9 protein-coding genes and 1 CRISPR repeat array are annotated in these 15,161 nt (G+C 72.9%); of the genes, 8 read left to right on the top strand and 1 reads right to left on the bottom strand.

What is annotated here, in order from left to right:
• Window positions 1-8 precede the first annotated feature (8 nt).
• Window positions 9-809 (bottom strand): VOC family protein, encoded by an 801-nt coding sequence (locus ACIQ9E_RS25595; protein WP_403710778.1) that lies wholly within the window; start codon window positions 807-809, stop codon window positions 9-11.
• Window positions 810-1,168: 359 nt separating this feature from the next.
• Here ACIQ9E_RS25595 and ACIQ9E_RS25590 point away from each other — a divergent pair, with 359 nt between their 5' ends.
• From ACIQ9E_RS25590 to ACIQ9E_RS25555, 8 genes are all read left to right on the top strand, one after another.
• Window positions 1,169-1,420 carry a DUF6158 family protein gene (locus ACIQ9E_RS25590; RefSeq protein WP_403710775.1) on the top strand — a complete coding sequence of 84 codons (252 nt, stop codon included), beginning with the start codon at window positions 1,169-1,171 and terminating at the stop codon, window positions 1,418-1,420.
• A 352-nt stretch (window positions 1,421-1,772) separates the two neighbouring features.
• A complete protein-coding gene (locus ACIQ9E_RS25585; protein ID WP_403710773.1) occupies window positions 1,773-2,321 on the top strand; it encodes a hypothetical protein in 549 nt (182 codons plus the stop codon).
• Window positions 2,315-2,512 (top strand): hypothetical protein, encoded by a 198-nt coding sequence (locus tag ACIQ9E_RS25580; RefSeq protein ID WP_403710771.1) that lies wholly within the window; start codon window positions 2,315-2,317, stop codon window positions 2,510-2,512. Before ACIQ9E_RS25585 ends, ACIQ9E_RS25580 begins: the two co-directional genes overlap by 7 nt.
• A 97-nt stretch (window positions 2,513-2,609) precedes the next feature.
• A CRISPR array of direct repeats spans window positions 2,610-3,007; the repeat unit is 29 nt; unit sequence GTGCTCCCCGCACGCGCGGGGATGGTCCC.
• Window positions 3,008-3,110: 103 nt separating this feature from the next.
• The gene (locus tag ACIQ9E_RS25575; protein WP_403710769.1) at window positions 3,111-6,656 is read left to right on the top strand and encodes a phosphodiester glycosidase family protein; all 3,546 of its coding nucleotides are present in this window, start codon (window positions 3,111-3,113) and stop codon (window positions 6,654-6,656) included.
• Window positions 6,657-6,914: 258 nt separating this feature from the next.
• On the top strand, window positions 6,915-8,981 hold the full coding sequence (locus ACIQ9E_RS25570; RefSeq protein ID WP_403710915.1) for a SpoIIE family protein phosphatase: 2,067 nt from the start codon (window positions 6,915-6,917) through the stop codon (window positions 8,979-8,981).
• A gap of 101 nt (window positions 8,982-9,082) precedes the next feature.
• Window positions 9,083-9,997 (top strand): zinc metalloprotease HtpX, encoded by a 915-nt coding sequence (gene htpX / locus ACIQ9E_RS25565; RefSeq protein WP_403710767.1) that lies wholly within the window; start codon window positions 9,083-9,085, stop codon window positions 9,995-9,997.
• Between the two features lie 10 nt (window positions 9,998-10,007).
• Entirely contained in the window at window positions 10,008-10,574 is a 567-nt protein-coding gene (locus ACIQ9E_RS25560) for a hypothetical protein (protein WP_403710765.1), read from the top strand.
• Window positions 10,575-10,902: 328 nt separating this feature from the next.
• Complete coding sequence (locus ACIQ9E_RS25555) at window positions 10,903-15,054, top strand: amino acid adenylation domain-containing protein (RefSeq protein WP_403710763.1); 4,152 nt, start codon at window positions 10,903-10,905, stop codon at window positions 15,052-15,054.
• The last annotated feature ends 107 nt before the right edge of the window (window positions 15,055-15,161 follow it).

Raw genomic sequence — 15,161 nt, 5'->3', positions numbered from 1 at the left:
GGCGGCGGTCAGATCCGCCCGGTGACGGTGAACAGCGCCCCGTCCGGATCCCGCAGCGCCGCCTCCTCCGCCCCCTCGAACGTCGTCCGCCGTTCCAGCACGGTGCCCCCGTTCGCCTCCACCGCCCGTACCGTGGCCGCCACATCGTCCACCGGGAAGTGCACGTCCCACCGCGGCCGCAACAGCGGATCGGGCGCCGGGCCCGTCGCCCCCGAACTGAGCCGCGCCAGCACATGCCCGTGGCTCATCAGCACGACTTCGTCGTTCTCGTACCCGACCTCACAGCACCCGGGCAGCCCGGACGCCCAGTCCAGCACCTCGCCGTAGAAGATCGCGGAGTCGAAGGCGTTACGGGCCCGCAGATGCAGCCACGCGGGCGCGTCCTTGTGGCCGGACTGCCAGTCGGGGATCAGCGCGCCCTCCCAGATCCCGAACACCGCTCCGTCCCGGTCGGCGGCGAGGGCACCCCGCCCCAGGGAGAACGCCAGCGGGCCGACCGCGACCGTTCCGCTGCGCTCCCGGATCCGGGCCGATGCCACATCCGCGTCCGGCGTCGCGAAGTACGGCGTCCAGGCCACGGCCACCTGCAGCCGGGGCGCCAGCGCCCCGATCCCGGCGACCGGACTGCCGTCCAGGACCGCAACGCTGAACTCCTCGCCGAGCCCGCCCCGGTGGAACTCCCAGCCGAGCACCGCCCCGTAGAACGCCTGTGACGCTCCGAGGTCCCGGGCCATCAGGCTGACCCAGCACGGTGCCCCCGGCTTTCTGGTCGTGGCGGTCGTGGCGGTCGCATGGCGCTGGTGGTTCATGGCGTTGGTGCCCCTGACGTAGGTTGCACAGCTCTGACCGGGTACGCCGAAGCCCCGCGGTCCGCGCGACGGCGGCGATTCCCGGATCCCCGCGGCGGCCGGGTGCCGGGCCGCGGGCAGGCCTCGTTGCGAGCCGGGTCACCGGCCCCTCTCCATCGTGCTCTCCCGCCGTTCGGAGCGCGACTTCCGGGCACTGTGTGCGGCCGGCCGTTCACCCGGTGGCACGGCGCCCGGCTCGGGGCCGGGTTGCGGGAGCGCCCCGCGACGGGCGGGATGGTGGCTGTACGAGGTCGCCCGGAGGGGTCCGCGTACGCGCCCGTACGCATCCCCGACCACGTACCGGAAAGGAGCACGGCCGTATGACGCACGCCGACGACCAGCACCGGGGCATCGCAGCAACAAGCCTCGGGGAGTCCGAGCTGATCCGGGAGCTGGAGAACATCCACCGCAGCCGGCACGACACCCTCCTCCACGGCTCGGCCGCCGCGCTCTCCGCGCACACCACCCGGATGGCCGAGCTGGAGGAGGAGTATCTGCGCCGCCACCCCGACCGCCCGGTGGCGGCGGGCCGCACCCGGGCGGGCGCGCGGGCCCGGGAACACCGCGACTGAGAAGGAACCCGGGGGCCTGCGCTCCTGGCCTCCTGCACGAGCCTGTACGGGAGGAGGGCCACTGAGCGGTGCCGGGTCCGGCAGCACCTGTCAGTAGTACATGAAGGGAGTCTGCTGCGCCCCCGCCGATCCGCAAGCCGGATTTCCGGCCATGAGAGGCTGACCCGTCAGGCACCGGGAGCCGGCCGATCCCATCGGCCAAGTCGCCCGGGCGGGCGGAGAACACGGGCATTCCGGGGCCGGGATCCTACGGACTCCCTTCCGTACTGGCGCCCCCCTTTTTTTCTGCCTCCCTAGAGTGTCCACCGGAAGCCGGCACCGCCACGGCCCGGCCCGACCCGAGGGGGACCCCATGACCGTTCACGAGCACGGCGACCAGCTCGCCGCCGCCATCGCGGCGCACCCCGTCCTGGACACCGTCGGAGACCTCGTACGGCTGCTCTCCCAGCTTCCGCCGGACATGGCCCTGACAATTGATCAGCACGTGCGCGCAGACCCCGCCGAGCCCACCGAGGTGTACACCGTCACGCCTCGTCTCGTGGGGATGCTCAACGACGAGATCGGTCAGACGGTGCCGGGGCTCCAACTCGGCAAGGTCTATGTACCTGCCGACGGAGACGACCGGGCCCAGGCTGCTGCCGCGGTCCGCCGCGACCTCCTCCCGGAAAGCGCCCTGGCCCGCGCCGGCGCCCGGATCCTCGACGGCCGGGAGCTTCCCGCAGGCCTCAAGGACCTCACCGGTGTGCTCCAGGACGTCGGGCTCCTTCTCGGGGAAGGCGCGAAATGGCTTTCGCAGGACGACCCGGCCATGGCATCGCTCCAGGTGGAAGCCGACCGTATCGGGCACGCTGCCGCCCGTATCACCCAGCTCGCCGACACGGTGGAGGCGCCCGAATGGTAGACCGCCGGTATCTGCGCCACAGCACCGGCAAGCAGGGCTCCGGCACCCTGACCGGGGCCCGCAGCAGCATCCGCAGCGAGGCCCGGAACTCGCGGCACCAGCAGGCCGGATCGTGGGTGCCCGAGTGGAACGAACCGGGTCGTCACCCGGGCACCTCTGGTTCACTGCCGAGTGTGGTGCTGTGCGGGTGACTTGGGTGAGCTGATATGCCTTCAGCAGGTTTTGCCGGAGTCGGTGAAGTTGCATGGGAGGGGCGCTGATCGCTGACAAAGGGGCAGGTCAGTGAGTGTGCTCCCCGCACGCGCGGGGATGGTCCCACCGGAAGGGCGGCGGGAGTGGCGGCCTGGGGGTGCTCCCCGCACGCGCGGGGATGGTCCCGCCTGACCGGTCGCAGGCCGTGGCCTTGGACGGTGCTCCCCGCACGCGCGGGGATGGTCCCTCGATGACGTCCGTGGGTGAGGGTGACAACCAGTGCTCCCCGCACGCGCGGGGATGGTCCCCCCCCGGCCGAGGCTTCGTCCGCCGCCACCTTGCGTGCTCCCCGCACGCGCGGGGATGGTCCCCGCAACCCGAACAGCCCGTACTACGGTCGGCTGTGCTCCCCGCACGCGCGGGGATGGTCCCTGGACCCCCGCCCCCGCCGACGAGCCCCCGGGAGCGTTCCCCGCTACCCGCGGGGTTTCCGCGCCGCCCCACACCCCCCAAGCGGTAGCGTCTCCGTGCCGCCCGCCGCCATCCGGGCGGCGCGCGTGTGTTCAATCCGCCGTGATCCCCCGTGCAGGAGACCCCGTGGACCGAGTCAGAACCCGACGCACGCCCCTCCTGATCGCCACCCTCGCCACCCTCTCCGTCCTCACGGCCGGGACCCTCTCCCCGGCCACGGCCACCGCCGCTTCCTCCGTGCCTGCCCACGAGCCCCACCGTCCGCCCGCGTCCACCGCCGAAACCCTGAGGCCCGTCTCGCCCCCGCCCGCCAGCAACCCCGTCTCGACCGCGCCCGTCACCGCCGACGGCGACGGTATCGAGACCGCGCGCACCTCCCGGCCCGTCGCACCCGGCATGACCCTCACCTCCTACGACCGCCTCGAAGCCGACAAATGGCTCCGCGTCGACACCCTCTCCGTAGAACTCGACGGCCACGGCGCGGGCGTCGACCACCTCTCCTCCGCCACCGTCACCGGCCGGGACACCGTCACCGCGCTCGCCGCCGCCCACGACCCCGGGCCCCGGCGCCGTACCGTCGCCGCCGTCAACGGGGACTTCTTCGACCTCAACCGGACGGGCGCCCCCCTCGGCCCCGGGATCCGCGGCGGCGCGCCCACGCACTCGCCCGCGCCCGGCTCCCACCGGGCCGTCGGTATCGGACCCGGCGGTGCCGGACGCGTCCTCGGTCTCTACTTCGACGGCACGCTCACCCTCCCGTCCGGTCCCGGCCCCCTGACCGCCTACAACGCGGCCCGGGTCCCCGTGGACGGCGTCGGCGCCTACACCCCCGCCTGGGGCGGCGCCGACCGCGCCCTCACCGTGGCCCCGGCGACACGGGTCGCCGAAGCAGTCGTCCGCGACGGTACGGTCCTCTCCGTCAGCGACCGGACCGGCACCGGGCCCGTCCCCGCGGGCGCCACCGCCCTCGTCGGCCGCGACGCCGGAGCCGGGAAGCTGCTGGCCCTGCGCCCCGGCGACCCGGTCTCCCTCTCCTTCCGCCCGCGCACCGACGGCGGGCCCGTGCCCCGGACGGCCGTCGGCGGCCGGGAACTCCTCGTCGTCGACGGTGCGGCCCGGAGCCACGAGGGGCAGCCCAACAACGCCGCCGCACCCCGTACCGCCGTCGGTTTCTCCGCCGACGGCCGGACCATGCGGGTCGTCACGGTCGACGGACGCCAGGCCGACAGCGGCGGTGTCACCCTCACCGAACTCGGCCGCATGATGGCCCGAGCGGGCGCGCACAACGCCCTCAACCTCGACGGCGGCGGGTCGACCACCCTCGCCGCACGTGCGCCCGGCAGCGACACCCTCCGCATCGAGAACAGCCCCTCCGACGGTTCCCAGCGGCCCGTGCCCAACGGGCTGGCGTTCACCGCCCCCGACGGCAGCGGGCGGCTCCACGGCTACCGGGTGGAGACCCGTACCCCGCCCGCCGACGCCCCCACCGCCTCCCCGGTGCGCGGCGGCCGGCCCGACCGGGTCTTCCCCGGGCTGACCCGCGCGCTCACCGCCGCCGGATACGACGAGACGTACGGCCCCGCCGCAGGCACCCCCCGCTGGCGCTCCACCGCCCCCGCCGTCGGCCGCGTCGACAGCCGCGGAGTGTTCCGGGCCCTGCGCGGCGGCACCGCCGCCGTACGCGCCGAACGCGGCAGCGCATACGGCGACATCCGGCTCACCGTCCTCGGGCCCCTCGCCGCCCTCGAACCCACCACCCGCCGCGTCTCCCTCGCCGACCCCGCCACCCGCGGCGCGTTCGGGCTGCTGGGCCGCGACACCCGGGGCAACACCGCACCCGTCGAACCCGCCGACGTACGACTCGACTACGACCGCGAGCGGTTCACCGTACGGGATGACGGCCGCGGCTCCTTCACCGTCACCGCCCGTCCCGGAACAGCCCCGGGCGCCGCCGGACGGATCACGGCCACCGCCGCCGGGATCAGCACCGTCCTCGCAGTCGGCGTCGGCCTCACCGAGGAGACCACCGAGGGCTTCGACTCCGCCGCGGCCTGGACCTTCAGCCACGCCCGCGCGGGCGGCTCCGTCGCCGCCACACCCGTTGGGCACACCGGCACCGGCCTGGAGCTGACATACGACTTCACCCGCTCGACCGCGACCCGCGCCGCGTACGCCAACCCGCCGCGGGCCCTGCCCGTACCCGGGCAGCCGCAGTCCTTCGGACTCCGGGTCGACGGCGACGGCCGCGGCGCCTGGCCCACCCTCCATCTGAAGGACGCGGCGGGCTCGGACCATCTCCTGCGCGGCCCCCACATCACCTGGACGGGCTGGCGGCACATCACCTTCGCCGTACCGCCGGGCGTGGCCACCCCGCTCACCGTCCACCGCTTCTACCTGGCCGAGACGGCGGCGGACCGCCAGTACACCGGCCGTATCGCCATCGACACGCTCACCGCACGGGTGCCGCCCACGGTCGACCTGCCCGCACCACCGCGCACCGCCGATCCGCTGATCGGGACCGCGGCCCGGGCCGGGGCGCGGGAGTGGCGGTTCGCGGTGATGTCCGACGCCCAGTTCGTGGCGCGCGACCCCGACAGCGGGATCGTCCGCCAGGCCCGGCGCACCCTGCGCGAGATCCGGGCCGCCGGGCCCGACTTCCTCGTCGTCAACGGGGATCTCGTGGACGAGGGGGCACCGGCCGATCTGGCCTTCGCCCGGCGTGTGCTGACCGAGGAGCTGGGCAGTGAGGTGCCCTGGTACTACGTGCCGGGGAACCACGAGGTGATGGGTGGCCGCATCGACCACTTCACCGCCGAGTTCGGGCCCGCGAGCCGGATCCTCGACCACCGGGGCACCCGGATCGTCACCCTCGACACCTCCTCCCTCTCCCTCCGCGGCGGCGGACTCGCCCAGATCACCGCGGCACGGGCCGCCCTGGACGGCGCCGCCGGGGACGAGGACGTCGACTCGGTCCTCGTCGTCGAACACGTACCGCCGCGCGATCCCACCCCGCAGCAGGGCAGCCGGCTCGGTGACCGGAAGGAGGCGGCGCTGCTGGAGACCTGGCTCGCGGAGTTCCGCCGTACCACGGGCAAGGGCGCGGCCTTCATCGGCGCCCATGCCGGGGTCTTCCACGCCGACCGGGTCGACGGAGTGCCCTATCTGATCAACGGGAACTCCGGAAAGTCGCCCGCGGGCCCGGCCGGGGACGGCGGTTTCACCGGCTGGTCACTCGTCGGTGTCGACCGGATCCCGCCCGCCGAACGCCTCGCTGCCCGCGACCGGCCCTGGCTGCCGGGCCCCGACTGGCTGACCGTACAGACCAGGGCCCATACGGACGACCTCACCCTCACCGCGCCCGCCGCGCTTCCCGCCGGGAGCACGGCGACGGTCCGGGCCGCCGTGGTCCAGGGCGTCCGTACGGTCCCGGCGTCGTACCCCGTCAGCACCGACTGGACGGTGTCCGCCCAGGTCCGGATCGACAGCACGACCGGCGACCAGGAGGACGGCAGCCGTACCGTCGCAGTCTTCAACCCGGCGACGGGCCTGCTGACCGCCCTGCGTCCGGGCACCGTCACCCTCGCGGCCGCGGTCTCGGGAGTGACCCGGCGGACCACGGTCACGATCACGGCGGCGGAGTCACCGGACTCACCGGAGCAGCCGGGACGGTAGCGGCACCCGGCGTGCCCCGGGGCACCTCGCCATGCGGCGCGCGCCGATCGCGGGCAGGGTGGTCCTGAGCGCCCGGGCTCACCGAGCAGGCCGAAAGGGGCGACACGACGACAGGTCACGGAGGAGGTGGTGCGCGTGGGCGGTCCGCGCGCACCGGGGACCGTCACGGCGGACAGCGGAGACGAAGGAGAAGGCCGGGCAGGCGGGGCAGGCGGGGAAGGCCCCTCCGCGCTGCTGTCACGCGTCCTCGCCGACCTGATGGAGGCCGTCCGTGCCCACTCCGGAGCGGCCTACCTCCTCTCCGCCGACCGGCTGGTGCTGGAGATGGCGGTCAAGGCCGGACTGCCCCGCTCCTTCTCCGCGCCGTGGGAGCGGGTGCCGCTCACCGCGCAGATGCCCCTCGCGGACGCCGTCCGTGAGGGGACCGTGGTGTGGGTGTCGGGTGAGCAGGAGATGGCCCGGCGCTATCCGAGGATCGCGCTCGTCCTCCCGTACCCGTACTCCCTCACCGCCTTCCCCGTCGCCGACGGCGATACGACCTACGGAGCCGTCTATCTGACCTGGCCCGGCTCCCACCCGGCCACCCTCTCGGCCCGCGAACGCACCGCACTGGTCACCGCGGGTGACGAAATGGCGCGGCTGCTGCGGCGGGCCGCGGCGACCGGGGTGGTCCTCGCCGCCGACGAGGAACCCGTCCAGGCCGAGCCCACCGGGCCGGGCGACCCCGGTGCAGCGGCCCGCGCCCTCCGTATGGTCGCCCGGATGCCCGACGGCCTCTGCTCCCTGGACGTCGAGGGCCGCGTGGTCTACGCGAACCCCGCCGCCGGACGGCTCCTCGGTGTCTCCACCGCCCGGCTTCCCGGCCGGCGGCTGTGGACCGTACAGCCCTGGCTGGACGATCCCGTGTACGAGGACCGGTACCGCGCGGCCCTGCTCAGCCAGCAGACCACCTCGTTCACGGCCCTCCGGCCCCCGAAACAGTGGCTGATGTTCCGGCTCCACCCCGGCCGCACCGGCATCAGCGTCCACATCAGCCCCGTCGACTCCGTCCCGGGAGCCGAACGCCCGCCGGAAGCGGCCGCCGCCCGCACCGGAAGCCTCGTCTCCATCTCCCATATCCTCAGCCTCGCCGGGGCCCTCACCAAGGCCGCAGGCGTCGACGACGTCGTCGAGACCGTCGCGGACGAGATCATGCCGACGCTCGGCAGTGACGCCCTGGTACTGCTGTCCACCGAGAACGACCGGCTCCGGGTCCTCGGGCAGCGCGGCTACCCCGATCCGGGCGTCGTGGACCGCTGGGACGGCACCCCGCTGAGCGCCCAGATCCCCAGCGCACAGATCCTCGGCACCGGCGTACCGTCGTTCTTCGAATCCCGGGAGCAGCTGGAACGGGTCTATCCGGCGCGGTTCGCCACCCCGGACGGGATGGCCGCATGGGCCTATCTGCCGCTGGTCGCCTCCGGGCGGCCCGTCGGCGCCTGTGTCCTCGGGTACGCCCGCGAGCACCGCTTCTCCACCGACGAGCGCGCGGTCCTCACCAGCCTCGGCGGACTCGTCGCCCAGGCCCTGGAGCGGGCCCGTCTGTACGATGCCAAGCACCGCCTCGCCCAGGGACTCCAGTCCGCGCTGCTGCCCCACTCGCTGCCCGCCCTCACGGGTCTGGAAGCGGCGGCCCGCTATCTGCCCGGCACGCACGGTATGGACATCGGCGGGGACTTCTACGATCTGATCCCCCTCGGCTGCGACGGCCGGGCACCCGTACGGGGCGCGGCGGCCGTCATCGGCGATATCCAGGGGCACAATGCGACCGCCGCGGGGCTGATGGGGCAGGTCAGGACGGCCGTGCGGGCTTTCACCGCGGTCGGCCAGGGGCCCGGCGGGGTCATCGAGAGCACCAACAGGCTGCTGATCGACCTCGACGCGGAAATGCTCGCGAGCTGTGCCTACCTCCATCTGGACCTCGACGCCCGCCGCGCCGTGCTCGCCAGGGCGGGCCATCCGCTGCCGCTGCTGCGGGAGCCCGACGGCCGGGTGCGGGCCCTGGAACTGCCCGGGGGTCCGCTGCTCGGCGTGGACTCCAAGGCGGTCTATCCGGTCACCGAGGTGCCGCTCGTCCCCGGCGCCGTACTCGCCCTCTACACCGACGGGCTGATCGAACGGCCGGGCGCCGATCTGGACGAGGGCCTCGCCGAACTGGCACATCGCCTCGCCCGTGCCGGGGACGGCCCGCTGGAGGAGATCGCCGACGCGCTCATCGGCATGGTCGGGGGAGAGGCCCGCGGCGACGATACGGCGCTGCTGCTGCTCCGCCCGCGCGGCGGCTGACGCGTACCTCTTTCGGCCGCATTCCGCCGCTGCCGGGCCGCCCATGCGGCGGCCGAAAGGCGCACAATCGAGGGAGGAACAGCTCCTCGCCGGAGGTGATCATGGCCAGAAGGCGCCGGTCCCGCTATATCCCGGACCAGGGACTCACCACCCGCATGGTGACCACGATGTTCCTGATCGGGCTGTTGTACGTCGTCTTCGTCGGCGTACTCCTGGCGCTGCTGCGCGGCGCCTGGCCCCTCATCCTCATCGTCGCGGGTGGCATGTTCATCGCCCAGTTCTGGTTCAGCGACAAGATCGCGGCCCGGAGCATGGGCGCGGTGGAGGTGACCCCGGAGGAGGCCCCGGCGCTGCACGGCGCCGTCGACCGGGTCTGTGCGCTGGCCGATATGCCGAAACCGCGGGTCGCGATTGCGCAGAGCGACGTACCGAATGCGTTCGCGACCGGCCGTAACGAGAAGACGGCCCTGGTGTGCGCGACGACGGGCCTGCTGCGAAGACTGGAGCCGGAGGAATTGGAGGGTGTGCTGGCCCATGAGCTGTCGCACGTGGCCCACCGGGACGTGGCGGTGATGACGATCGCCTCGTTCCTCGGTGTCCTCGCCGGGATCATGACGAGGGTCGGCCTGTACGGAGGCCTGAGCCGGGCCGGCCGCAGCAACAGCAACGCCGCGCTGGCGATGGCTCTGATCCCGCTGGTGAGCGCGGCGGTGTACGCGATCAGCTTCCTCCTCACGAGGCTCCTCTCCCGCTACCGGGAACTCTCCGCGGACCGTGCGGCCGCCCTGCTGACGGGCCGCCCCTCGGCACTGGCCTCGGCCCTGACGAAGGTCACGGGGCAGATGGCGCACATCCCGACGGAGGACCTCCGGAAGGCGGAGCCGTACAACGCGTTCTGGTTCGCCCCGGCGTTCTCCTCCCGCGAGAGCCTGGGCCGGCTGCTCTCCTCCCACCCGACGCTGGAACAGCGCCTGGACCAGCTCGCGTCGATCAGCGCGCAGCTCTCGCGCCCGTAGGCACGCTGCCGTGGGCTTCCTGGACAAGCTCCTGGGCCGCACCAGGCCGGTCCCGCCGGACCTGGACCGCCTGTTCGCCCTCCCGTCGGCGGCGATCACCCTGGAGGCGGCGACGGGATTCGTCCCGACGGGCGCGGCGTCGGTGTGCTTCGCGGGAGTGGAGGGAGGCGCGTTCCACCGGGTCCGCCAAGACGTCCGGGACCTCCTGGAAGCCCCCGAGTACAGCGAAGACGCCTACGGCTACACCTGGCTGCTGCTGCGCCGCGCACCGGACGACATGGCGTCCTTGGTGAACGACCTCCATGCGGTGAACACCCTGCTGGAGGAGTCGGGCTTCGGCCCCCATCTGCTGTGCTCCCTGATCACGTTCCACACCCCGGACGCCCGCGCGCTGGCGCTGGTGTACCTGTACAAGAGGGGCACGTTCTACCCGTTCGCCCCGATCCCGGGCGGCGGTGAACGCAGGGACAACGCGCTGGAGCTGGAGGTCAGGGCGCTGCTGTCGGAGGATTTGAGGATGGAGGGGGAGCTGAACAGATGGTTCCCGGTGTGGGGGGCGCCGGGGCTGGAGGGGTGAGGGGGTGCTCCCCGCACGCGCGGGGGATGACCCCAGGTCGTCGATACGGAGGGTGGGATGGCTGGGTGCTCCCCGCACGCGCGGGGGACGACCCCAGTCCATGGCCCAAAGACGTGGAGGCCATGGCCCCTCGGACGGCCAGGAACCCGCGGCCCACATAATCGAACCCCCGTTCCTTCCCCCTCCGCGGTTCACCTCGGATGCGCGCCCACCGCTATCCGTTCCGTTATTCTGGGCCCGCCGCGGTGACCATAATCCGCACCCGCTCAAGTAAATCGCTCAAGTAAACGAAAATATGATTTTGGGCCGTCAATTTCTGAGGGGCGACTTGCTACCCGACCACCACCTGCCCCGCCCCGACGGTCACGGCGTCCGCCTGCCCCTGTCGTCGAGTCAGCGCGAGATCTGGTTCGCCCAGTTCAGGAACGGAAACAGCGCCGCCTACCGGATCGGCGAGTATCTCGAAATCCACGGCCCCCTGCAGGCGCGCCTGCTGGAAGACGCGCTCCGCAGAGCCGTAGCGGAATCCGAACCGCTCAATGTTCGATTCGGGACGGACGCCGGGGTGCCGTGGCAGCAGCTCGACACCGTACGCGACTGGGAATTCCCCGTACTCGACGTCAGCCGTGAACCCGATCCGCGCGTGGCCGCGGAAAGCTGGATGACTCAAAACCTACGCCGGCCGGTAAATCTCGAACAAGGGCCACTGTTCTCCTACGCGCTGTTCAGGCTCGCGCCGCATCGGTCCGCGCTCTACCACAGCTTCCACCACATCGTCACCGACGCGACGGGCGGCGGTCTCGTCATGCGACGGGTGGCCGAGCTGTATACGGCGCTGGTCCACGGCACCCCGGCACCGGAATCGCCCTTCGGGTCGCTGCGCCTGCTGCTCGAACGCGACGCGGCCTACCAGTCGTCACCGGAGCGTGCCGCCGATCGCGCCTACTGGACCGAACGGCTCCTGGACCGGCCCGATCCGGCCCGGCTCGGGCGCCCTGCGCCGGCCGGCTTCCCGCCCGCCGTCCTGAAGACATCGGGGCAACTGGCCGAAGCGGAGGCCGGTCGGCTGCGCGCAGCGGCCAGGGCCGCCGGAGTGCACTGGTCCATCATGCTGATCGCGGCGACCGCGGCGTACACGTACCGGCTCACCGGCACGCGCGATGTCGTCCTCGGCCTGCCCGTCACCGCCCGCACCGACGCCGTACTGCGCGCACTGCCCGGCATGCTCGCGAACGTCGTACCTCTGCGCCTGCGAGTCGCGGCGGATACCCGCGTGCCCGATCTGCTGCGCCAGGTCTCCCGCGAAGCCCGCCGGGCCCTGCGGCACCAGCGCTACCGCTGTGTCGACCTCGTCCGTGACCTGCGGCTGCCCGACGCGGGACGGGACTTCATCGGCGCGCAGGTCAACGTCATGTCCTTCGGCTACGACTTCACCTTCGCCGGACACCCGGTCACCGCGCACAACCTGTCCAATGGGATCGTCGAAGACCTGGCCGTGATGGCGTACGACCGATCGGACGGGACCGGCCTCCGGATCGACCTCAACGCCCCCGCCGGACCGTACACCGACGCAGATCTCGCCGGGCACCACGCGGGCTTCCTGCGGCTGCTGGACGCCTTCTGCGACGACTCCGACCCCCGACGCACCGTCGGAGGCGCCGAGCTGCTGTCCGCCCGGGAACGCTCCCGTGTACTGATCGAATGGAACGACACCGCTCGCGAGGTGCCCGACCGCACCCTGGTGGAACTCCTCGCGGCCCAGGCCGGACGCAGCCCCGACCGGGTCGCCCTGATCGCGGACCAGGGCGAGCAGCGCATGACCTATGCCGAGCTGCATACCGCCGCCCACCGCCTGGCCCGCCTGCTCGCAGCCCGCGGTGCGGCGCCCGGACACTGCGTTGCCGTCGCACTGCCCCGCTGCCCCGACCTGGTGGTCACGCTGCTGGCCGTGCTCATCACCGGGGCCGCCTATCTGCCGCTGGACCCGGAGCAGCCGGCCGAGCGGCTGGGGCAGATGCTGACCGATGCGGAACCGGCGCTCGTCGTCTCGCGGTCGGACGTCACCGCGGCCGGCGCCCTTGCCCCGCCGGGCCGGGCGCCCTGGCTGCTGCTCGACGGCCACCCCGCCGCCGACTGCTCCGGGCCGCCCGGACCGCGTTCCGGCACCCCGGCCGCGGCGCCCGCCGCCCGGCCGGAGGACCCCGCCTACCTCATCTACACCTCGGGCTCCACCGGCACCCCCAAGGGCGTCCTCGTCCCCCACCGCGCCATCGTCAACCGCCTGCTGTGGATGCAGGACACCTACCGTCTCACCGACCGCGACCGCGTCCTGCAGAAGACCTCCATCGGCTTCGACGTATCCGTGTGGGAGTTCTTCTGGCCGCTGATCAGCGGCGCCGTCCTCGTCCTCGCCCGGCCCGGAGGCCACCGCGACCCGGACTACCTCGCCCGGGTCATCCCGGAACAGGGCATCACCACCCTGCATTTCGTCCCGTCCGTACTCGATGCCTTCCTCGCCGCCCCGGAGGCCGCTCGCTGCCTCGGCCTGCGGCAGGTCTTCAGCAGCGGCGAGGCACTTCCCCGCGCGACGGCCGAACGGTTCCACGCGCTGCTGCCGCAGGCGGCCCTGCACAACCTGTACGGGCCCACGGAAGCCGCCGTCGACGTCACCCACCACCAGTGCGTGCCGGGCGACCCGGGGCCGGTTCCCATCGGCAGGCCCGTATGGAACACCAGGCTGTACGTGCTGGATGCGGCGCTCCGGCCCTGCGCCCCGGGGATGCCCGGTGAGCTGTACCTCGCGGGTGTACAACTCGCCTGCGGATACCACCGGCGGCCCGCTCTCACGGCCGACCGGTTCCCCACCGATCCCTTCGCCCACCTCTTCGGTGCCCCGGGCTCCCGGATGTACCGCACCGGCGACCTGGCCCGATGGCTGCCGGACGGCAGCGTCGAGTATCTCGGACGCACCGACGACCAGGTCAAACTGCGCGGGGTGAGGATCGAACTGGGCGAGGTCGAGACCGCGATGCGGGCCCTGCCCGGCATCGCGCAGGCTGCAGCCTCGGTGGTCGGCGAACAGCTCATCGGCTACATCACCGAATCCGCGACGGACGGCGGTCCGCCCGGCGGCCTCGACCTCGCGGAGGTACGCGGAAGGCTGGCACTCGTCCTGCCCGAACCCATGGTGCCCAGCGATATCGTCGTCCTCGACACGCTGCCGACGCAGGCCGGCGGCAAACTGAACCGCAAGGCGCTGCCCGCCCTGCGGCCGCAGCCCACCGCAGCGGGCGCACGTCCACCGCGCGATACCCACGAGGCACGACTGGCCGGGCTGTTCGGTGAGATCCTCGGAATCGACGACGTCTCCGGCGACGCCGACTTCTTCCGGCTCGGCGGGCATTCACTGCTCGCCACCCGGCTCATGGCCCGCATCCACGAGGTGTTCGGGACCGAACTGCCGATCCGTACCCTGTTCGAAGCGCCGACCGTCGCACAGCTCGCCAAACACCTGCGGAGTTCGGAGCGGGCCCCCGCCCGCACGGGGCGGCCGGCGGCCGGTGCCTTCGCCCCCTGGGACCGGCTCGACCCGCTGCTGTCCCTTCGTGCCGAAGGCAGCGGACCACCGTTGTTCTGCGTACACCCGGGCAGCGGTCTCGGCGGCGCCTACGCCGGTCTGCTCCGCCACCTCGGCCCGTCCCGGCCCGTCCACGCACTGCAGGCACGCGGGCTCAGCGCCCCCACCGAAGCCGCGCCCGCCAGCGTGGAGGAGATGGCGGCCGACTACGTCCGGCACATCCGGACGGTCCGGCCCTCGGGCCCGTACCACCTCCTGGGGTGGTCCTTCGGCGGCCTGGTCGCCCACGCCATGGCCACCCGGCTCCAGAGCGACGGCGAGGACGTCGGCGTACTCGCCGTGCTCGACGCCTACCCCGACAACCGGCACATCCTCTCCCACCGGACCGAACTGACCGAGCAGCAGTGGCTGCTGCTCCTCAACGGCATCGACGCCGTGGACGGCATCCACACTCCGGACGGTATCGGCGGCCACCCTCCGGAAGACACCGGCGACGGCCGCCGGGCCGGATCCGCACCCCCTGCGGACACCGCCGCAGGCACCGGCGCGCTGATGGCCGCCCTGCGCCGGATGGGCCTGCCCGAGCATCTGCTGCGGGATGCCTCGGCCTCCCGGCTGCTGGAGGTCACACATCACAATGTCACCCTGCTGAGCCGGTTCACACCGCAGGTCTTCCGCGGCGACCTGCTGCTGTTCACCGCGGACGAAGCCATCCCCGGTTACTCCGCCGAGCCCGCACACACCCCGCAGGCATGGCGGCGTCATGTGGACGGGACCGTGCACGTCAACGGCGTACCGGCCCAGCACTTTCATATGCTGCATCCCCGCCCCCTGGCACGGATCGGCCCGATCCTCGCCGATGCCCTCACCACGGCCGAACAGAGCCTGGAGGCCCGGAAGTAGCAGGTGATCCGCAGCCCCCCGGAATTCGTCCTCCGCAGCCCGCCGCCGATATGTCACGGCAGAAGGACATGACAGCCGTCGGCAGCCCCGGCCGAAGGCCGTGCCGG

Origin of the sequence: Streptomyces sp. NPDC094448, from assembly GCF_044763775.1 — a bacterium.
GTDB lineage: Bacteria > Actinomycetota > Actinomycetes > Streptomycetales > Streptomycetaceae > Streptomyces.
The sequence above is the reverse complement of the archived record's forward strand: the minus strand, read 5'-3'. Positions and strand labels throughout refer to the sequence as shown.

Excerpts from the sequence above, each read along its gene's own strand:
- htpX (WP_403710767.1), top strand. The coding sequence starts at position 9,083 with ATGGCCAGAAGGCGCCGGTCCCGCTATATCCCGGACCAGGGACTCACC.
- ACIQ9E_RS25580 (WP_403710771.1), top strand. The coding sequence starts at position 2,315 with ATGGTAGACCGCCGGTATCTGCGCCACAGCACCGGCAAGCAGGGCTCC.
- ACIQ9E_RS25570 (WP_403710915.1), top strand. The coding sequence starts at position 6,915 with ATGGAGGCCGTCCGTGCCCACTCCGGAGCGGCCTACCTCCTCTCCGCC.
- ACIQ9E_RS25595 (WP_403710778.1), bottom strand. The coding sequence starts at position 809 with ATGAACCACCAGCGCCATGCGACCGCCACGACCGCCACGACCAGAAAG.
- ACIQ9E_RS25585 (WP_403710773.1), top strand. The coding sequence starts at position 1,773 with ATGACCGTTCACGAGCACGGCGACCAGCTCGCCGCCGCCATCGCGGCG.
- ACIQ9E_RS25590 (WP_403710775.1), top strand. The coding sequence starts at position 1,169 with ATGACGCACGCCGACGACCAGCACCGGGGCATCGCAGCAACAAGCCTC.